The sequence below is a fragment of the Microcoleus sp. w1-18aA5 genome (assembly GCF_036701705.1).
Lineage (GTDB): Bacteria > Cyanobacteriota > Cyanobacteriia > Cyanobacteriales > Microcoleaceae > Microcoleus.
Map to the genome: position 1 here is coordinate 1 of NZ_JAUPTE010000084.1, position 20,251 is coordinate 20,251.

Consider the following 20,251-nt stretch of genomic DNA (forward strand, 5'->3'; position numbering starts at 1 on the left):
AATGCAGTTCACGCTTCTGTTGACGCTCTACCTATTATCCTCTCTGGATAGCACTTTTACAAAACCGGGATGCTCCCAAATGACACTCTGGTGGGAGGTTTGGGTCGCGACATTTTAGGAGCTTTGGATGATAATAATAGTTCAATCAAAATCGGGGGCAGCAATTTGTACGTCCTCCAAGCAGAACCCGGAGTTACAGATGTCAATAATGCCGATTTTATTGTAGGTTTCAGACCCGCTTTCGATAGAATTGGATTGGCAGGCGGTTTGACTGCTAGCGATGTAGACTTGCAATACGTGACAAACGTCACAGTTTTATTTGGGTATGATGCACCAGAAAGTGCCAAACTATTTACCCCGCCCGGTACATTCGATACTCAACCAATACAGAGTCAAGGCACTCTAATTAAAGTTAGGAATTCCGGCGAGATAGTAGGCTTTGTGTCAAATGTAAGAGTGGCCGATCTTCAAGGTAGTATTATCTCGGCTCCAGGATTTTAATCACTTTTTATAGCCATTTATGAATAATTTATTTCTCATAAATGGCTCTTGAAAACTTCAGTATTTAAAAGCGAAGTTTATATTTAAAAAATGACTAATGAGTTATATTCTTTAGTCCTCTTCGAGAGGACTTGCGCTATCAGACAGGGAATTAATTCCCTGGCGAACTGTGGAATGAATTTTTGTTCGCGATCCCGTCTCAATCTTAACACTGATGGAAGTGAACCATCTACTCTACATATTCACCTACATTGCACTTTCCCGCAATCTATTTTGCACCCCGTACTCGATCGAGTTTGTGGGTAGAACGGATGATTTTTCGATCTGTGCTGCGTAAGATTTAAATCAAGAATGAATCTAAATATCTGAGGTTTTAAATTATGTTAGACATCACAACAAATCCTAACGATCGCCTTTATTTCAATCAACAGCCAAACGAGTTCGCTACATCAACATTTCCGGCTAACAGCGACTTGCTCAACGGAGCGATCCAGCCATTGAATATTCCTGGTTATAGTGCTGAATCTAGCTTCACTAATCCCGCAGCGTCCAGCTTAGACCAAAAGACACAGATAGCAGATTTTATTGTAGCTAATGCAGGCGCTGGCTTCAGTTACTCTGCGAGCGATCGAGTTAGTGGCGATGTCGCCGATGCTCAACTCAAACCGCAGTCACAATCGGCGAATATAAACGCAGATCCACTAACAGGAATGACATCTGCTTCTGGGTTGAATTCCTCCGATCCAGGTAACTATCTTTTGACAGCTCGTAATATTCTTGGTGTTGAGAATGGTAGCATCAACTTAACTGATTTTGTCGGAGTTGGAGATTCCAACCATTTCTATCGATTCGATATCAACACTAAAAGCAATTTTAACCTGCGTCTAGACGGTTTGAGAGCGGATGCTGACGTAAAGCTAATTCAAGATAGAAACCGCAACGGTGTAGTTGATTTTGGGGAAACTATTGACTACTCTCTTGAGAGTGGCACTGTTCCCGATGTGATTAATGTACCCAATCTGGCTCCAGGAACATACTATGTCCAAGTCTCTAGCTTTTTAGGCAGCTCTACTAGTTACAATCTGAATCTTTCTGCCACCTCTATTCCTGAACTAAATATTCCCACACCTAGCGGCACTTTTAATAGTAATTACGGCTACGGTTTGGTGAATGCAAATGCAGCAGTTTCCAGCACCTTAAACGGCTCAAATCCTTTCCCTGATATTCCTGATTTGGGCGGGAATAATTGGGCGCTAGATCTCATAAATGCACCGGAAGTTTGGAATCAAAACATTACAGGAAATGGGATTGTTGTAGCTGTCGTGGATAGTGGTGTTGACTACACCCATCCTGACTTGGATGACAATATTTGGCGGAACGCTGGTGAAATTGCTGGAAATGGCATCGATGACGATCGCAATGGATATATTGATGATATTCGGGGTTGGGATTTTGTGGCTAGCGACAACAACCCAATGGATCGGGATTTCGACGGTCACGGGACTCACATAGCAGGTGCGATCGCGGCGGAACGAAATGATTTTGGCATCACAGGAGTTGCGCCCAATGCTAAGATTATGCCTGTCAGAGTGTTAGACACCTTTGGTTACGGCGAGTTGAATAATGTTGCTGCTGGAATCCGGTATGCTGCTGATAATGGAGCCAATGTAATTAACCTCAGTTTGGGAAATGAGTTTTACCCTTCCAACGTAGTAAATAACGCAATTGAGTATGCAAATAACAAAGGCTCTGTTGTGGTGATAGCAGCGGGAAATTCGGGTTTTAGCCAACCAGATTACCCAGCTCGTAATGCCGATCGCTTGGGAATTGCCGTGGGCAGTATTGATATAAACGGCAGGATGCCTGACACCTCAAACCGTGCGGGTTCCACAGCTTTGGATTACGTAGTTGCTCCGGGAGTAGACATCTATTCTACAACTCCCTATAGAACCTATGACACCCTAACTGGCACATCTATGGCAACGCCACAGGTAGCGGGTGTAGCGGCTTTAGTTTTGAGTGCCAATCCGACTTTAACTCCAGCTCAAGTTGAGCAAATTTTGACGACAACAGCTAATCGGAATGGGTTGATAGGATAGCATTGCAAATCCCCACTTAAGTCCTGGGGACATTAATCGAGCATTAGAGCAGACGGCTCTGGATATGGACGATCTAAACACCCCAGGTTTTGATTTTGGACTTGACTATGCCAGTGGGTAATGGTTTGATTCAAACCGATCGCCCGATCGCTAAAATAGTCGTCTAATTCAGATTAGAGTCCCCATCCCTGCAGCGAGATTGGGGAGGCAGAGTAAACTTCTATGATGGTCGATCGCCGGTGGCAGAGTGAGGCGATCGCACGACGGCAGAAAGAGTGATCGGGCTAATTCTCTAAATTCCAACTCTAGAATCCTATGCTGTATTCCCCATTTAAGCGACTCAAATCGACCCACTCTAGGCTCACTAATGTTTTCCTAGCTTCCATTTCCCTATTCCTGCTTGCCACTATCCCCCTATTAACTACTCCTGACTCTCTCTTCCCAGCGATGGCTCAAACTACTGATGCTCGTGAAGCAGAGGGCGATCGGCTCTTAGGGCAGGGGCTTGCGTATTATGAGGCTGGGCAATTTCCAGCAGCGATGAATTCCTGGCAACAGGCACTGCAAATTTATCGCGCCCTCAAAAACCGCCAACGGGAGGGTTTGACACTAAACTTTTTGGGATACGTTTACCTCAATCTGGGCAACTCGGCCAAAGCCATTGAGTATTCACAGCAGAGTTTAGCCATCGCACGCGAAATTAAAGACCGCTACGGGGAAGGGGCAGCACTAGGGACTTTGGGAGTCGCTTACGAATCTCTGGGCAACTCGGCCAAAGCCATTGAGTATTCACAGCAGTGGTTAGTGATCGCCCGTGAAATTAAACACCGCCAAGGGGAGAGTCGGGCACTGGGAAATTTGGGAGTCGCTTACGAATCTCTGGGCAACTATGCCAAAGCCATTGAGTATGGGAAGCAAAGTTTAGCCATCGCCCGCGAAATTAAAGACCCTCAAATAGAACTTTGGGCAATGACCAATTTGGTACGTGCTCACGCGAGCGATTCTCATGAAGCAGAGGCCGATCGGCTAATGCAGCAGGGGCTTCAACAGTATCAGACTGGTCAATTGCCAGCAGCGCTGAATTCCTGGCAACAGGCACTGCAAATTTATCGCGCCATCAAAAACCGCCAACAGCAGGGTAGGGCACTAGCATTTTTGGGAGGTGCTTACCACGATCTGGGCAACTCGGCCAAAGCCATTGAGTATTTACAGCAGTGGTTAGCTATCACCCGCGAAATTAAACACCGCCAGGCGGAGGGTTTGGCACTGGATCTTTTGGGAAGTGCTTACAACTCTCTGGACAACTCGGCCAAAGCCATTGAGTATTCACAGCAGAGTTTAGCCATCGCCCGCGAAATTAAAAACCGCGAATCAGAAGGTAGGGCACTGGGTAATTTGGGAAGTGCTTACTCCTTTCTGGGCAACTCGGTCCAAGCCATTGAGTATTGGCAGCAAAATTTAGCCATCGCCCGCGAAATTAAAAACCGCGAATCAGAAGGTAGGACACTGGGCAATTTGGGATTCGCTTACGACTCTCTGGGTAACTATAGCAAAGCCATTGAGTATTCACAGCAGGGTTTAGCCATCGCCCGTGAAATTAAAAATCGCGAATCAGAAGGTAGGGCACTGGGCAATTTGGCCTCTACTTACCTCAAGCTCGGCGATTATGGCAGAGCCATTGAGTATTCACAGCAACAGTTAGCCATCGCCCGCTCCATTAAAGACCGTAAAGGGGAAGGTATAGCACTGGGCAATTTGGATGGCGCTTACCGCTATCTGGGCAACTATAGCAAAGCCCTTGAGTATGCACAGCAGGCTTTAGCCATCGCCCGCGAAATTAAAGACCGCCAGATGGAGGGTGCAGCACTGGGTAAGTTGGGAGCCGCCTACTTCTATCTAGGAAACTCGGCCCAAGCCATCGAGTATATACAGCTCAGTTTAGCTATCGCTCGCGAAATTAAAGACCGCGACGGGGAAGGTGTATCACTGAGCAATTTGGGAGCCGTTTACGGCTTTCTGGGCAACTACAGCAAAGCCATTGAGTATGCACAGCAACATTTAGTGATCGCCCGCGAAATTAAAGACCGCCAGGGGGAGGGTGCAATACTGGGCAATTTGGGAGCCGTTTACTTCTATCTAGGAAACAATGCCAAAGCCATCGAGCATTTACAGCTCAGTTTAGCCATCGCCCGCGAAATTAAAGACCGCCGAGGGGAAGGTTTGGCACTCAATAGCCTGGGAGCGACGTTGTTAAAGGCTGGCAACCCAACAGAAGCTGAAAAAATGCTCATCAATGGGATTCAAGTTTGGGAATCGATGCGGCAAATGCTCGGCTCCAACGACGCGAATAAAATCTCCATATTTGAAGAACAAGATCGCACCTATCGCCTTCTACAACAAGTTCGGGTTGCTCAAAATAACCCGATCGCCGCCTTAGAAATTGCCGAACGGGGACGCGCTCGTGCCTTTGTCGATCTCCTGACAGAACGCTTATCTTCAGGTTCTACCAATCCGGTTATTAACACTTCTCCCAACCAAGATCAAATCCGCCAAATCGCCAAAGCGCAGAATGCCACTTTGGTGCAGTATTCCATCATTTACGATGGCTTTCAGATTCAGGGCAAACAAGAACCGCGAGAATCCGCCCTCTATATCTGGGTGATTCAACCGACGGGCGAGATCGCGTTCCGCGAAGTAGACCTCAAGCCCCTGTGGCAGAAGCACAAAGCCTCTCTAACAAGCTTGATCGTTGGCAATCAAGAATTCCTGGCTGTCCGCAGTCGCAACAGTGTTGGCTCCACTCAACCCCAACCCGACTTACCGTCGCTACATCAACTGCTGATCGATCCCATTGCCAGCCTCCTACCCAAAGACCCCAATGCCCGCGTCATTTTCATTCCCCAAGGTTCCCTGTTCCAGGTGCCCTTTCCCGCCCTGCAAGATGCCAACGGCACTTACTTAATCGAAAAACACACGATTCTCACCGCCCCCTCGATTCAAGTATTGGATTTGACTCGACAACAGAAGTTAGCACAGAAGCAACCTAACAGCAGTAACGCTCTAGTCTTGGGCAATCCCACCATGCCTAGTGTGTCTCTCTCTCTCGGAGAACCCAAACGGCAATTGTCTCCTCTACCAGGGGCCGAAGCTGAAGCTAGAGCGATCGCCCCTCTGCTCAATACTCAAGCCATTACGGGCGCACAAGGTACAAAAGCCCAGATCGTCCAAAAAATGCCCCAAGCATCGATTATTCATCTGGCAACGCATGGATTGCTGGATGATGTGCGCGGATTGGGAAGTGCGATCGCCCTGGCTCCTTCTGGCAAAGATGACGGCTTATTGACCGCAGAAGAGATTTTCGATATGAAACTGCAAGCAAGCTTAGTCGTTTTGAGTGCTTGCAACACTGGAGAAGGCAGGATTACCGGGGATGGGGTGATTGGCTTGTCGCGCGCTTTGATTTCGGCAGGAGTGCCGAGTGTGATTGTTTCTTTATGGGCGGTTCCTGATGCGCCGACATCGGAATTGATGCAGGCATTTTATCAAAACTTGCAAAATAATCCCGACAAAGCACAGGCATTGCGGCAGGCAATGTTAACTACGATGAAAACTCATCCCCAGCCGCGAAATTGGGCAGCATTTACTTTAATTGGGGAGGCAGAGTAAGGACGATCGCGACAAGCAGATTATAGAGTACGATCGGGATACTAACTCTTACCGCGAAACTGGCGGCTGCAAAACTTTAGCATCCTTTGCTATTTCCGCTGACTCCAAAACCTCCTCTAAAACCGGAGAAGGAATCGGCACTTCTTCCACTACCTGATGCTTTTCCAAAGTCAAGCGAGACTGCGACGAACCAGACAATCTTTTCAACAATTTCGGTGTCGGATCGTACAGCAAATAAATAATTCGATCGCCCGCTTGCCAAATCTGAGTCGCCGACACTACTTGCAAGTATCCTTGCCTTTCCACCAGCAGCGGCGCCAACTCCCCGGCTTTAACCAAAGCTTGTAAGTGAGCAATCTGAAACTGCAATCCCTCTGTTTTTAACTCAGTTTCCCCCAATTTCACTTCGCCGTCGCTTAAATATTCGTTCCAATCCTTCAGCGATAAATCGGAGACAAAGGCTTGATTGATTTTAGTCGGATTTGCAGGCGTATTTGCTTGCGGATCTTTGGGGAATATTGCCAAAACCCTTGGGGGTGCAAACTCTTCGGCAGCTCGCTGAGCTAACACTAAGTTTACCTCGCCGTTGTTAGTCATTGCCAGAAAAGTTCCCATCGATTCCAGTCCGGCTTCTTCTAACACGCTGTGATCCAGAGCACTGCTCAAAAACACCCGCAAACCCTCTCGTTCTGCTAGCGCACAAGCTTCGGGGTTCGTGTCAATAATTGCCACCGATTCTCCGCGTTCTTGAAACAAGCGAGCAATTAATCTGCTCAAAGGATTTGATCCCACAATTGCCGCACCGGTTGCGGATTTTGAGGTGATGCCCAAAAGTTGAGCCATCCGTCCGGCTGTTAGTCCCTGGACGAAAACTGTCATAATAATTGTTAGGAAAACTAAGGCTTTAATCGAGTCGCCGCCGTTGATTCCCCGTTGGGTGAGCAAAATTGCAAATAAAGATGCGATCGACGCTGAGACAATTCCCCTGGGCGCTACCCAACAAATAAATAATTTCTGCCGCCAATTCAGTCCGCTGTTCCAAGTACACAGCCAAACGTTGATCGGCCGCACTACCCACATTAAAGCTAAAACTGTAAACAAACTTCCCCAACCGAGGGCGACCACACTAGCGAGGGATAAATCTGCCGCCAGCAGCACGAATAGCATGGAAATAGCCAGGACTGTGAGTTGACCTTTAAACCTCCTCAACAGCCTTTCTTCCGGCACAGCAGCGGCTCTGAGGACGATGCCGGAGAGGACTGTTGCCATCAGTCCCGATTCGCTGCGGATTTCTTCTGCTAAGCCGAAAAATCCCCACAAACCTGCTAAAACTACTAAGTTTTTGAGGTCTTCTGAGAGAAATTGCGATCGCTTGAGAATGAATCCCAGCAGCCAACCTCCCGCAACTCCGATGACTGCGCCAACGAAGAGTCGCACGATTAAATCTCGGAACACAATTAGCAAATCAGCATTGCCGTTCAAAATAATATTCAGCACCAATACTGCCAGAATTGCCCCGACAGGATCGATTAAAACGCCTTCTGCTTCTAGCAAGGCCGCAACTTTTTTGTCAACTGATACTTGTTTGAGCAAAGGGCCGATTACTGTCGGGCCTGTGACGACTACTAGAGAAGCATACAGAAATGCGATCGGCCAGGGAAATTCCCCCAACCAGTGTGCGGCCATTCCGCCGCCAATTAGCGTAATTAAAGTGCCTACTGTAACTAAATTGCGGATGCTGCCCGAAAGTTTGCCCAAATCTCGCAATTCCAAATTCAAGCCACCTTCAAACAGAATTAAAGCTACGCAAAGGGATACCATAACTTCCAAACCGCTTCCCAGCAGATTCGGGTGCAGCACTCCCAAGCAGTCTGGGCCGGCTAAAATGCCAAACAACAGCAAAAAGACGATCGCCGGAACTTTCAGATAAGCGGCGAGAACTTGAGCGCTGATTCCACAGATGACGGTCATGACCATCAACTGGGTGATGTTAAAGGGGATTTCCATAGATATAATTGTTACAGGCTGCCCGCTCAGTTTTAAATGTTCGATCGCGGGTAATTGGAGTGCAGGCGCTATTTTCGGCGCAGCTTACAAACTCGGCACGGCCCTGGATTTTTCCCAATAAGATTAAAAAAACTTGATAGTCGCTATAACTTTATCAGATAATTCTCTTGGCGTCAAAGATGGGAGTAAGCTGTAGCTAAGCGAGAGATTGTCTGTTATGTTAGAGAGTTGGACGGGGATGCGGGCACAGAGGGAGAGGATTTGACGAATTTTGATGGGGAGTCATTCGATTTTAGATTTGAGATTTTAGATTTTGGATTGACTTGCGCGAGATAAATTCGGAGGCTTGAGGATTTTCGATTTGGGATTGATTCCACGGATAAATCACGTGGCGGGTACCACCTTTGAAATTCGCTTGTCAATCTCAAATCTCAAATCTCAAATAGCAAGAGTTGTCGGCTTTCCAATTACAGAGCGATCAAACCCCCAAATTTATCTGTGGAGTCAATCTCCCATCTAAAAACTCCCATCTAAAATTTATAATCGACTGGCATTCTGCCACCTGCGAAAAAACTCCGATAGAATGGCCGGCGAAATTCGCCCTTCCAGCCAATCTAAAGCCTGGTTTTGCTGGGGTGCGGCCCGATAAAATTTGCACGCATCTATCAGCCGAATCGGAGAATTAGTGACAATAGATTGAGCTCGCCATTTTTGTGCAAACTCGTTAATAATAGCCGGAGAAATTTGTTTTTGCAGCCAATCTAAAGCTTGGTCTTGTTGTGCTAAACCGCGATAAAATTTGCCCACATCTATCAATCGCAAATTACTGTCTTGAGGTAAGGTAGTTGCCCGCCATTTTTGAGCAAATTCCCCTAAAACAGAGGTAGGAACCTGACTTTGCAGCCAAATTAAGGCAGTATCTTGGCTAGCCTTAGCTTGATAAGACGAGAATACCTGAGTCAGCCGCACGTCTGAGATGGGAGGGGGAGTCGGAGTGGGAGTCGGCTGCGGAGTGGGTGTCGGGACTGGAGGGGGAACAATTACTTTGGGAGGTTTTCGCATCAAAGCGGCCCAGGTTTTGAGGCTGGCAATGCCGTCTGGATTGAGACCTTGAGATTTCTGAAATGAGATGAGTGCCGCTGTGGTGTTGGCTCCAAATTTACCGTCCATCGCACCTTGATAGAAACCTTTAATTCTTAATTCCTTCTGGATGTCTGCAACTTTATAACTTACTGTGCCTTCTCGGACGCTTTCAAAAATATTGGTGTCTACATTGCCCGATACGCCCGACACGGTGCCGCTGTCGCTGTACTGCCAAAAAGTCCATGTTTTCCAGCCGCCGGGAACCCAAGGTTCCTCAGCAGTGGTATAGTGAGCAATCCACAGTGGGTAATCTGCAAACCGTTTTGTTCCCAAGTTGTCCCAGAAAGCGGGGTAGGTGTAGATAATCGGCCGCATCAAGGTGGCTTTTTCGACTGCTTCTAACCAAATTGCGGCTCGATCGCAAAATTGATCCAAATTCAAACCGCCTGTAGTTTCCAAATCCAAGACAGGTGGCAAATCCCCCGCTTCGAGTTTTACAGTTTTCAAGAACAAATCTATTTGTTCTTGAACGCTGCTGGCAGGTTGAAAAAAGTGGTAAGCACCGCGTTGAATCCCCGCCGCTTTCATCGCCACCCAATTGCGAGCGAAAGTTTGGGCAACGAACGTTGCACCTTCGGTCGATTTGACAAAACTGAAGGTAATACCATCCCGCGCAACGGCTGGCCAATTGACATTGGGCTGGTAGTCGGAAACATCTATACCGCGAATACTCATATTACGAAGAGTTGAGAAAAGCTGGTTTGCTCTGAAGCAGCGACTCGATTAAGGGTACATTAAATTGTAATGCTAAGTCGCTAAGTGTTTTTTTGCAGGGGAGATTGTGCGAATGAACTTCGATCGAATAGAGCCCGGCCCTGGTGAAGAGTCTGTTTGGGATTACCCGCGTCCCCCTCGGCTTGAGGAATCGACCAAACACGTACAGATAATTTTTAATGGAGTGACGATCGCCGACACGCGCCGTCCTCAGCGGGTATTGGAGACCAGTCACCCTCCTGTCTACTATATCTGTCCCGATGACATCAAAATAGAATATTTGCACAAAACTTTACGGGGCTCTTGGTGCGAGTGGAAGGGACAAGCCGGTTATTACACTGTGACGGTAGAGTCAAAAGAAGTAGTAAATGCGGCTTGGTTTTATCCCAATCCTAATCAGGTTTTTGCAGCTATTAAAGATTATGTGGCTTTTTATCCGAGCAAGATGGATGCCTGTTATGTGGACGGGGAATTAGTGCAATCTCAACCTGGGGATTTTTACGGCGGCTGGATTACCAAAGATATTGTCGGCCCGTTTAAGGGAGGGCCAGGAACTTGGGGGTGGTGAGGGAGTTTTGAGTTTTGAGTTTTGAGTCGAGGACAGGGGCAGACACCGCGTTTTTTTACGCAAAACCTCGTTACAGCCTCAACCCGGTTTAAAAACCACGTTTCTTGAGTTTGTATACACCATAAATGAGTTGAGGAATGGCGCAAAAATCGGTTTTTTTTACGCCGTAAAAATCCCCTAGTAAAAAATCTAGTAAAAAATCCATAATAATTCAATAAATCGGGAATTTAGTGATCATGAATCAATGCAAGGCAGCTACCGCAAAAACTAACGCAGCAGCTTCTTCCATTATTAAAAAATAATATAGTAAAGATTACAGGTACTGGCAATAAATAAATAATTATATAATTTAATAGCTGACACTAGCTTTGTTGCTGGTTTATTGTTTATTCGGATCTGCGCTGTGTCTGTTGAATTTATTGAACCCTCTAACTCGCCCGAAAACTCACCCCAAAATTTATCTTTAGAGTCTACTCTTCAGGATCTATCTCTATTTAATTTCCAGGTTGACTCCTCATATCTCGCCAAAGAAATAGCTCGGTTGTTTCAATCTCACCCGCTGCTTCCGGGAGTTATCTTAACCGTAAATGGGGAATTTTTAGGGATGATATCGCGTCGGCGATTTATGGAACGCATGAGCCGCCCTTACGGAGTAGATATATTTGCTTGCAGACCGATTATAGCCTTGTATCAAATAGCTCAAACCGATATTTTGATTTTACCAGGAGTAGCCTTAATTGTCATGGCAGCTCAGCGCTCCGTGCAGCGACCGCCGGAACTGCTTTACGAGCCGATTGTTGTGCAGTTAGAACCTCAAGTTTACCGACTTTTAGACGTGCATCAACTCTGGGTAGCTTTATCCCAAATTCACCAACAAGCTACTTGGTCTATGAGCGAACTTTATTACAATTTATCGCTCACGCAATCCGAGTTAGAAGCAGCTAATTCTCAATTAAAAGCAGCTAATTCCGAATTGTATCGCCTTGCCAACTTAGATGGCTTAACTCAGGTTGCCAACCGTCACTGTTTTAACGAATACTTAGAGAAAAAGTGGCAAGAATTGGCGGAAGCAGCATCAGAACTATCTTTAATTTTATGCGATGTAGACTTTTTTAAGAAATACAACGATACTTATGGACATCAGGCGGGAGATACTTGCTTGCAGCAGGTAGCCCAAGCCATTTTGGAAGCGGTAAATTACTCAACAGGCGAAGTTTCGGGCGAGAGTCTGGTAGCCCGTTACGGAGGCGAAGAATTTGCAGTGATTTTGCCTCAGACTTCACCGGAAATAGCTGTCTGGATTGCAGAGAAAATTCGAGTGTGGATTAAAAAACTAAAAATTGAACACGTTAATTCAGAGGTGTGTTCTTTCGTGACCCTGAGTTTGGGGGTAGCGAGTACGGTTCCTCAGCCCGAAACTTCCCCGGAAAAACTGCTTGCGGCGGCAGACCGTTCGCTTTATCAAGCTAAAGACTTAGGGCGCGATCGAGTAATTTGAGATTTGAGATTTGAGATTTGAGATTGAAAAAAGTGATCCACGGATTTATCCGGGGCTTGTTTAATGGTTTCCATCATAGATTATCGAGCAAATCGCCGATCGACCTGCCGATGGTAGCCAGCAATTTCTCCAAAGCTTTCATCTGCTTGACGGTGAAGGTGGGTACATTCTTCCCCAACTCCCAACGGCTGATTGTTTGCGACGAAACGCCAAGCTCTCGCGCCAAATCTTCCTGACTCATCTCCAGTTCTTCCCTGAGCTTCTTCAAATGCGACTCTTGATCTTCAGGTCGCGGAACGGGCTTTTTCGGCATATCCTTGATCGCAGATTTTTCCGATCAGATGCTTAAACATCTTACTTCCTTCCTCGGAGAAGATTATCTACTTCTGATTCTTCCTTCGCGTTTTTCGCGTCTTCGCGGTTCAATCATACTAATTTTTCCGACCCGAAAACAGTAATTAAACCACAAACAGATCGCGCAACGCTAAGGCGCATAGCTGGAAAGGCGCGATCGCTCCTATTCTCATTTGAAATGTTATCGGGCGATCGTCCCCAGTCTACAAAGACTCGCACCAAGCACGCTCCGCCGTCCAGTGCCTGTCTGAAGATTCATAAATCCTCAACCCATCCAACCCGGCATTTTGGATCATCTCCTCAACTTCATCCAGCGTAAATGCTGCTTGCAACGAATCGCTGAATAACTGTTTCTGATGCGCGTTGCAATCTCCCGCATACAGATTGACTAAATTATCCCTGATTTCCGCTTTTTCCGGCCGCAGCAAATCCCGCAAAAAAATTGCTCCCTGCGGCTTCAACACCCGTTTGACTTCCTGCAAAAACGGCAGCGGATCGGGCAAATGGTGGATAATGCTGTTGGAAATCACCATATCAAAATAATTGTCAGGGTAAGGCATGGCTTTAGCATCGATCAGTTCGAGACTAATTTGCGATCGCACGCCCGCCTTTTCCACATTTTGGGCCCCGACTTTCAGCATATTTGCCGACAAATCGATGCAGGTCAATTTCCATGCTGGCCGCATTTGAGAAATTGCGATCGGAATTCTCGCCGTACCCGTCCCCGCATCCAAAACGTTTCCAAAAACCGGCCCCAACGCCGCAGCACTCTGAGCAAAAGCAGCATTAACCTCAGTAAAGTCCATCGAATCGTATTCGATCGCCTCATCCAAGGAATCCATCACTTCCGGTTCTAAAACTCGCTGCATAAAATTTATCTCGTTATCTGGCATTGCCATATAGGGGTTCAGTTTCGCCTGCAAAAGCTCGATTAACTCCGGTTCCATATATTCGTAATTGTCCGGGATTTGCAGGCAAATAACTTTCTTGCCTTCGAGACTTTCGGGAAATTTGCTGCGAAGTCGATCGCCATGCTTCTTCTCCATCACAAATATTAAATCCGCCCAACCGACAAGACCCTCAGTGACTCTAATTCTTGCACCTTTTTCTGTTCCAGCCGATCGTACACTGTAGCCGCTAACCTTCTCGCATATCTTCTCGGCAGTCAAACTTCTCCACTTATTCTGACTGCACACAAACAATATCTTGATTTTATCCATTCAGACACAATTACAAAATTCTATGTTTATCGTGGCACAGGCGTCCCGCCTGTGCTTCCAAAGCGGTTAAAAATTTCCTTCTAATTTTCCCCCGATCGCACCTTCTTTACCACAAATACTATATTTTGTCAAACTTGGCAAAATCGGCGTTACAATTCTTAAACCATAAAATGCGGGTTTTGCATAAATAATTGTACTTATTACATTTGCAGAGTTCGTTAATTTTACGATTTTAAAAGCTTTCAGGGTCAAAAACTTAAATTAGTCATAATGCCCCTGGATTGTGAAAATCGTACCACAAGCCTCAAAGCAAGTAAATAGGTAAAATAATTGAGAATGAAGTCAATAATTTTCGTCATTTTTAGATTTTCTTAAGATTTCAGCCGTCAAAATAGATCGAACATTTAAAACTAAATCAACTTTTAGATTGTTTTTGCTTATTAAAGTAGCTGGAATTGCCCCGAAGACCGATCGACCCTCAAAAATAGATACAGATGCTCGATCGCCCAATGGCATCCAACCAAACTCGATCGAACTCTGCTAAAATTAGTAAAACGAAGTCGTTATGAGTTTAAGTAAAGATCTATGACCAACGAAACCGTAGAAAACCTAGTAATTATCGGATCAGGCCCTGCCGGCTACACCGCAGCCATCTACGCTGGGAGGGCAAACCTGAAACCCTTAGTGTTTGAAGGCTACCAAGCGGGAGGCGTCCCCGGCGGTCAACTGATGACCACCACAGAAGTCGAAAACTTCCCCGGCTTTCCCGAAGGCATCACCGGGCCGCAACTGATGGATCGGATGAAAGCTCAAGCAGCGCGCTGGGGTGCCGAATTATACACAGAAGATGTAATTTCGGTGGATTTGACCAAGCGTCCGTTTACAGTGCGATCGGAAGACAGAGAAATCAAAACCCACACGATAGTAATCGCTACAGGCGCGACAGCGAAAAGGCTGGGGCTGCCTAGCGAACACGTATTTTGGAGTCACGGCATTTCTGCCTGTGCGATTTGCGACGGCGCTACCCCAATTTTTAAAGGAGTAGATTTAGCTGTAATCGGCGCGGGCGACACAGCAGCGGAAGAATCTATTTATTTGACAAAATACGGCTCTCACGTACATATGCTGGTGCGGCGCGATCAAATGCGCGCGAGCAAAGCCATGCAAGACCGAGTGCTGAGCAATCCCAAAATTACCGTGCACTGGAACACCGAAGCAGTGGATATCTTGGGAGAGCCAGGGGGCAAAATGGACGGGGTGAGACTTAGAAATATCGAGACCGGCGTCGAGAGCGATTTGCTGGTGAAAGGATTGTTTTATGCGATCGGTCACACTCCCAACACTCAACTGTTCCAAGGTCAGCTAGAACTCGACGAAGTAGGTTATATCATTACCAAACACGGTTCGGTAGAAACCAGCGTCGAGGGAGTTTACGCCGTCGGCGACGTACAAGACCACGAGTTTCGCCAAGCCATCACCGCCGCCGGTAGCGGTTGTATGGGGGCGATGTTGGCAGAAAGGTGGCTGTCGTCCAATGGTTTAGCTCAGGAATTCCACCAAACCGAGGAATCCGAGCAACCCGTCGCAGCGCCGGAAGCTCAAAAAGTACGCAAAACCAGCGCGAACTTTGATATCCAAGACACGCGCCACGAAGGAGGTTATGCTCTGCGGAAACTTTTCCACGATAGCGATCGACTGATTGTGGTCAAATATGCCTCTCCGAGTTGTGGGCCTTGCCACAGCCTCAAGCCAATTTTGAGCAAAGTAGTAGATGAGTTCGAGGGCAAAATCCACTATGTGGAAATTGACATCGAAGAAGATCCAGAAATTGCTGAAAATGCTGGCGTGATTGGTACGCCGACGATTCAGTATTTCAAAGACAAAGATTTGGTGGCTGAGCTCAAAGGAGTTAAGCCGAAAAGCCAGTACCGCGAGTTAATTGCCAGTAATTTGTAGAAAGGCAAATTAGCGAAGACTTTTTAACCGCAGAGATCAGCGGATGAACACGGATGAACGCTGATGTAATCTGATCTGCGTGTATCTGCGTTCATCTGCGGTTAAAAAGTCTTCCTATGGTTTTCGGTAAATATTGATATGCTGATGAAAACAAATCTGACGCACCAATTATCAATTATGGCTCAAAGCCGCCTCCGACTGCCGCGATTTCTCAACAGTGCCTCACCGTCAAGCCTGTCAATGAAAATGATGTGGGCAGGTTTGACAATAACTGTCGTGTTTATATTGGTAGCCACCTTGTCTCCAGCTATGCAAGCTTGGGGATGGCTGCAAAATCCTACCGAGGCTTTGAGTAACCCCATCCACGAACCGCCGTCGGCGAATTATTGGTTTGGTACTAGCCGCAGCGGCTACGATGTGTTTTCGCGCACGCTGTTTGCTTCTCGCGCGGCTTGGCAAGTGGTAATTTTAGCCACTGCTTTGAGTTTGTTTATCGGTGTCCCGCTAGGTTTGGTTAGCGGTTATTTGGGCGGTAAGCTCGATCGAGTGTTGTTATTTTTAATGGATACAATTTATACTTTGCCGGGGCTGCTGCTTTCTTTGACGCTAGCGTTTGTAGTGGGAAAAGGAGTTTTGAATGCTGCGATCGCCCTGAGCATTTCCTACATCCCTCAATACTACCGCGTCGTCAGGAATCACACCGTCAGCGTCAAAACCGAATTGTTTGTCGAAGCCGCGCGAGCAATGGGTGCTGACACTTGGACAGTGCTTTCGCGCTACCTGTTTCTCAATGTGATTCAGAGCGTACCGGTGCTGTTTGCGCTCAACGCTGCCGATGCAATTTTAACATTAGGAGGTTTGGGATTTCTCGGATTAGGACTTCCCGAAGCAACTCCCGAATGGGGACACGACTTGCGTTTAGCTTTAGATGCGCTACCTACCGGCATTTGGTGGACGGCTTTGTTTCCCGGTTTGGCAATGACTTTAATGGTGGTGGGACTGTCTTTGGTGGGAGAAGGATTAAACGAGTTTGTGAATCCTCGCCTGCGGAATCAGCAGTAACCTGTCTTGGGGTTAAATTAAGTTGGCAGTTAGGACTTTAGTGGTTATTCAGCAATATAACAAAAACTGAAGTCCTGACTACAAACACACGCTATAAAGAGATGGTAATATCAGCCCGATTAATTAATTACTAAATCTTTCTCTCAATAAGGTTAATTCTTTCTAGTAAACCTTCGTTGGGTTGTCAATATAGACAGGGAGCCGAAATTTTTCTTGATAGCTTCATCCCCTAACGGTCAAGCCACATAATTTAAACCAGAGTAGAGGATAAAGCGAGACTCTGTGCTTTCTGAGGACACGCTGTAAATAATAACAAAATTTTGAGCATCGCACTAACGTCCTACCGTTCCATTGCTTTAAGTATCCTGAAGTTGAGGCCTTCTCTAACCATAGCAAGCACATCGCTAACTGGATAAATTTTTCTTCCCTGGCAGAGTTATCATCGGCAGGCAGTTGCAGCAAAGTCGGCTGTGGCTTTTTTCCGTCTGCTTGAAATTATCAAGACAATTCGGGAATAGTACCTAAAATTGATGGAATGAGTTTATTGAATCTTCACACTGTCACAATGTATTTAAAGGAATCGTGAAGTTATACTTCCGGGAGATGTCGAATTGTATTGTTTGTGAGACCGTGCGATCGCGCAAGTGCGAACCGAAAGCCAAAAATTTTAGAGAAGTCCGCAGCCTAGAGTTGCGCGGCGGGTTAACTCTCAGTAGAATTTATCCTGGTGGTTTTTGCCATGGACGCGACAAACTCGTGTCGAACTGCTTAAATAAGAATGTGACGTTAAGAACTTAATGTGATTTAACGTGAAAATTAAACCCAATTTCTGAGATTTGAGCTAACTTAACAATGAAAGCCCCTGTTGCACTACTCAACCCGCAACGCTTCATTGGGGGTCAGAGTCGGTCTTTAATCCAGAGTTACCGACTTAAAACTAAAGCTACGAGCTTTATTCAATCGCAGATTGCGTATGATTCAATTCAGGGAAACAGGGTAATGATGGGTGTATCTACACGGATTGTATTGGTTCCCATTTGGGCAACTCAAAAATTGTCTGCTAACTGTCTGGCCAACTACGCCGCAGCCGTTCACCCAGATATACGCAGAAAACAGGGCCGTTTGATCGTGCCAAAGTTTTTGCGGGCCGTTCTCAGGATTTAGCAGAGCCGGACATGAGTTAGTATTGTCAAGCTAAGCTGACAGAGTTTTCCTAGTTCTTGACCAACAATGGAAAACAACTTCCATTTTTTGTGAGAAAGGCTACAATCGGGAAGGTCTTTGCAAGATCCGATTCTCCCCGTTTGGTGCTTCAACCCTCTGCTGTTGCATTTGAGGCAGCAGACCGGCATCCAAGGTGGCGAAAACTTGCCGTGCAACTGTCATGTCTGACAACCAGAGTGAAAGCAAGGCGAATCAAAAGTTCGACACCTCCAATACAAAAGTTAGAGGGTTCCGTGCGGGAAAACTTGTACGGGTAAAAGCTCGAAGTACCGAGTAAAAAAGCCAGTATTTTTGGAAGTGTGATCGATCGCACTTCATGGTTTGCTTCTCTGGGCAAGGTATTGCAGATGATGTGGTAACTCGCTCCGAAAGAAAAAGCCGCTAGCTCAATTTAAGGTCGCGATGTTAAAATCTGCGATCAATTGAATGCGCTGACTGCTTCAAACCAGAACTCGAACCGTGACTCATAAAACAGGTGCAGTTTCGGTAACAAATTCAGCTAGCAGACCAAAAATCCCACTATTTCTTCCTGCGGGAATGTCAATACTGGCTAACTTGTCTAAACTACAAACAGACACTATTCCACTGTTATTTATTCTTTAATTCAGGAGCATGAGGAAGACGGCATGATCCCAGCTAACACCGTACTCGCAACCACAATTACACCGGAAATGGAAACAATCGAGTTGCTTCGCAGCGCCGAAAGCGTTCTACCTGAGAGCGAGTTAGAACTCTTTATCGACGAAGAAGACGATCGAGAAGAATTCTTAGACTCTCAATCTGAGGAAGATCCTAAATCTGGCAAAGGCGCCAAAGCCCGCCGTCGAGCACAGGCAAAGAAAAAGCATTATACTGAAGACTCTATTCGTCTTTACCTGCAAGAAATCGGTCGGATTCGACTGCTGCGAGCTGACGAAGAGATTGAACTAGCGCGCAAGATTGCAGATTTGCTGGAATTAGAGCGAGTTCGAGAACAACTTCTCGAAGAGTATAACCGCGAACCCAAAGACAGCGAATGGGCTAATGCTGTAGATATGGCACTTCCTGCATTCCGTCACCGACTCCACGTCGGCCGTCGGGCCAAGGAAAAAATGGTGCAATCAAACCTGCGTTTGGTGGTGTCGATCGCCAAAAAATACATGAATCGCGGTTTGTCTTTCCAAGATTTGATTCAGGAAGGCTCTTTGGGTCTGATCCGGGCCGCTGAAAAATTCGATCACGAAAAAGGCTACAAGTTTTCTACCTACGCAACTTGGTGGATACGTCAAGCCATTACCAGGGCAATCGCCGATCAATCGCGCACTATCCGCCTGCCGGTTCACCTTTACGAAACCATTTCGCGGATCAAAAAAACTACCAAACTCCTGTCTCAGGAAATGGGTCGCAAGCCTACGGAAGAAGAAATTGCTACCCGCATGGAGATGACGATCGAGAAGTTGCGGTTCATTGCTAAGTCCGCACAGTTGCCCATCTCTCTAGAAACTCCGATCGGCAAAGAGGAAGACTCACGTCTGGGAGATTTTATTGAATCTGACGGGGAAACACCAGAAGATCAAGTCTCGAAAAACTTGCTTAGGGAAGACTTGGAAAGCGTTTTGGATACTCTCAGCCCCCGAGAACGAGATGTACTGCGGCTGCGTTATGGGTTAGATGACGGACGGATGAAGACCTTGGAGGAAATTGGTCAAATCTTTAACGTCACTCGTGAGCGAATTCGCCAAATCGAGGCTAAAGCCCTGCGGAAGTTGCGCCATCCTAACCGCAACAGCATCTTAAAAGAATATATCCGCTAGAGTAATTTGCTAGCATCACCCAAAAGAGTGATTCGCACTCTTTTTTTTGGGGGGGAGACCCCCCGCCCCGGTTTGAGTTATAGCGGTTAAATTTTGTGCTGCTAACTGCCCGGAGCAAGTGGCTATTTGCTGCCCAAATCCCGCTGCCAAAAATTAGGGAGTCCATTACGGAACTCCCAAACTTTGCAGTGTCACCAAATTCTTAACTAGAAAATTACATCAGACCCCAAAAGTGCAGCAGGCCTTGACCGGAAACCAATTCGATGATGACAGCGGCAGAGAAACCAATCATCGCCAAACGACCGTTCCAATTTTCGGCTCCCTCGCTAAAGCCCCAGTTCCAAGCGTTGCGTTTTTGTTCTTGCATAGTGCGAACTCCTTTCGTTAACTTTTGTAAGTAAGGCTTATGTAAATAAATATAACATTAACTTGAAAAAAGTACGAAC

The 20,251-nt window shown here is 46.5% G+C and carries 13 protein-coding genes; 8 read left to right on the plus strand and 5 right to left on the minus strand.

Translation table 11 applies throughout. The annotated features are described in order from the left end of the window. The first annotated feature begins 69 nt into the window (after positions 1–69). From Q5691_RS23085 to Q5691_RS23095, 3 genes are all read left to right on the plus strand, one after another. Positions 70–501, plus strand: a complete 432-nt coding sequence (locus Q5691_RS23085; protein ID WP_333347302.1) for a hypothetical protein — start codon at positions 70–72, stop codon at positions 499–501. Between the two features lie 380 nt (positions 502–881). Further along, entirely contained in the window at positions 882–2,600 is a 1,719-nt protein-coding gene (locus Q5691_RS23090; protein WP_333308196.1) for a S8 family serine peptidase, read from the plus strand. A 447-nt stretch (positions 2,601–3,047) separates the two neighbouring features. Beyond that, positions 3,048–6,266 carry a tetratricopeptide repeat protein gene (locus tag Q5691_RS23095; protein WP_333347305.1) on the plus strand — a complete coding sequence of 1,073 codons (3,219 nt, stop codon included), beginning with the start codon at positions 3,048–3,050 and terminating at the stop codon, positions 6,264–6,266. A 48-nt stretch (positions 6,267–6,314) separates the two neighbouring features. On the opposite strand, the gene Q5691_RS23100 is transcribed toward Q5691_RS23095, so the two are convergent. After that, positions 6,315–8,273, minus strand: coding sequence for a cation:proton antiporter domain-containing protein (locus Q5691_RS23100; protein WP_333212946.1), 1,959 nt, complete (start codon positions 8,271–8,273; stop codon positions 6,315–6,317). Positions 8,274–8,810: 537 nt separating this feature from the next. After that, entirely contained in the window at positions 8,811–10,091 is a 1,281-nt protein-coding gene (locus Q5691_RS23105; RefSeq protein WP_333347308.1) for a GH25 family lysozyme, read from the minus strand. A 112-nt stretch (positions 10,092–10,203) separates the two neighbouring features. Between Q5691_RS23105 and Q5691_RS23110 the strand changes: the two genes are divergently transcribed. Both Q5691_RS23110 and Q5691_RS23115 read left to right on the plus strand, forming a co-directional pair. After that, a complete protein-coding gene (locus Q5691_RS23110) occupies positions 10,204–10,698 on the plus strand; it encodes a DUF427 domain-containing protein (RefSeq protein WP_333212948.1) in 495 nt (164 codons plus the stop codon). 403 nt (positions 10,699–11,101) lie between these two features. After that, positions 11,102–12,196 (plus strand): diguanylate cyclase domain-containing protein, encoded by a 1,095-nt coding sequence (locus Q5691_RS23115; RefSeq protein WP_333212949.1) that lies wholly within the window; start codon positions 11,102–11,104, stop codon positions 12,194–12,196. Between the two features lie 73 nt (positions 12,197–12,269). Here Q5691_RS23115 and Q5691_RS23120 read toward each other — a convergent pair whose 3' ends face one another. Continuing rightward, positions 12,270–12,509 (minus strand): helix-turn-helix transcriptional regulator, encoded by a 240-nt coding sequence (locus Q5691_RS23120; protein WP_333347313.1) that lies wholly within the window; start codon positions 12,507–12,509, stop codon positions 12,270–12,272. A gap of 244 nt (positions 12,510–12,753) precedes the next feature. After that, entirely contained in the window at positions 12,754–13,770 is a 1,017-nt protein-coding gene (locus tag Q5691_RS23125) for a methyltransferase domain-containing protein (RefSeq protein WP_333347316.1), read from the minus strand. A gap of 585 nt (positions 13,771–14,355) precedes the next feature. On the opposite strand from Q5691_RS23125, the gene trxB reads away from it, so the two are divergent. From trxB to rpoD, 3 genes are all read left to right on the plus strand, one after another. After that, on the plus strand, positions 14,356–15,726 hold the full coding sequence (gene trxB, locus Q5691_RS23130) for a thioredoxin-disulfide reductase (RefSeq protein WP_333308208.1): 1,371 nt from the start codon (positions 14,356–14,358) through the stop codon (positions 15,724–15,726). Positions 15,727–15,903: 177 nt separating this feature from the next. Then, positions 15,904–16,788: an ABC transporter permease gene (locus Q5691_RS23135; protein WP_333167603.1), complete on the plus strand. Its 885-nt coding sequence runs from the start codon at positions 15,904–15,906 to the stop codon at positions 16,786–16,788. A 1,850-nt stretch (positions 16,789–18,638) separates the two neighbouring features. Next, positions 18,639–19,805 (plus strand): RNA polymerase sigma factor RpoD, encoded by a 1,167-nt coding sequence (gene rpoD, locus Q5691_RS23140; RefSeq protein ID WP_333212954.1) that lies wholly within the window; start codon positions 18,639–18,641, stop codon positions 19,803–19,805. 214 nt (positions 19,806–20,019) lie between these two features. Here rpoD and Q5691_RS23145 read toward each other — a convergent pair whose 3' ends face one another. Next, positions 20,020–20,172 (minus strand): chlorophyll A-B binding protein, encoded by a 153-nt coding sequence (locus tag Q5691_RS23145; protein ID WP_172186457.1) that lies wholly within the window; start codon positions 20,170–20,172, stop codon positions 20,020–20,022. Between the last annotated feature and the right edge of the window lie 79 nt (positions 20,173–20,251).

Excerpts from the sequence above, each read along its gene's own strand:
- Q5691_RS23085 (WP_333347302.1), top strand. The coding sequence starts at position 70 with ATGCTCCCAAATGACACTCTGGTGGGAGGTTTGGGTCGCGACATTTTA.
- rpoD (WP_333212954.1), top strand. The coding sequence starts at position 18,639 with ATGATCCCAGCTAACACCGTACTCGCAACCACAATTACACCGGAAATG.
- Q5691_RS23095 (WP_333347305.1), top strand. The coding sequence starts at position 3,048 with ATGGCTCAAACTACTGATGCTCGTGAAGCAGAGGGCGATCGGCTCTTA.
- Q5691_RS23145 (WP_172186457.1), bottom strand. The coding sequence starts at position 20,172 with ATGCAAGAACAAAAACGCAACGCTTGGAACTGGGGCTTTAGCGAGGGA.
- Q5691_RS23105 (WP_333347308.1), bottom strand. The coding sequence starts at position 10,091 with ATGAGTATTCGCGGTATAGATGTTTCCGACTACCAGCCCAATGTCAAT.
- Q5691_RS23135 (WP_333167603.1), top strand. The coding sequence starts at position 15,904 with ATGGCTCAAAGCCGCCTCCGACTGCCGCGATTTCTCAACAGTGCCTCA.
- Q5691_RS23120 (WP_333347313.1), bottom strand. The coding sequence starts at position 12,509 with ATGCCGAAAAAGCCCGTTCCGCGACCTGAAGATCAAGAGTCGCATTTG.
- Q5691_RS23090 (WP_333308196.1), top strand. The coding sequence starts at position 882 with ATGTTAGACATCACAACAAATCCTAACGATCGCCTTTATTTCAATCAA.
- Q5691_RS23125 (WP_333347316.1), bottom strand. The coding sequence starts at position 13,770 with ATGGATAAAATCAAGATATTGTTTGTGTGCAGTCAGAATAAGTGGAGA.
- trxB (WP_333308208.1), top strand. The coding sequence starts at position 14,356 with ATGACCAACGAAACCGTAGAAAACCTAGTAATTATCGGATCAGGCCCT.
- Q5691_RS23110 (WP_333212948.1), top strand. The coding sequence starts at position 10,204 with ATGAACTTCGATCGAATAGAGCCCGGCCCTGGTGAAGAGTCTGTTTGG.
- Q5691_RS23100 (WP_333212946.1), bottom strand. The coding sequence starts at position 8,273 with ATGGAAATCCCCTTTAACATCACCCAGTTGATGGTCATGACCGTCATC.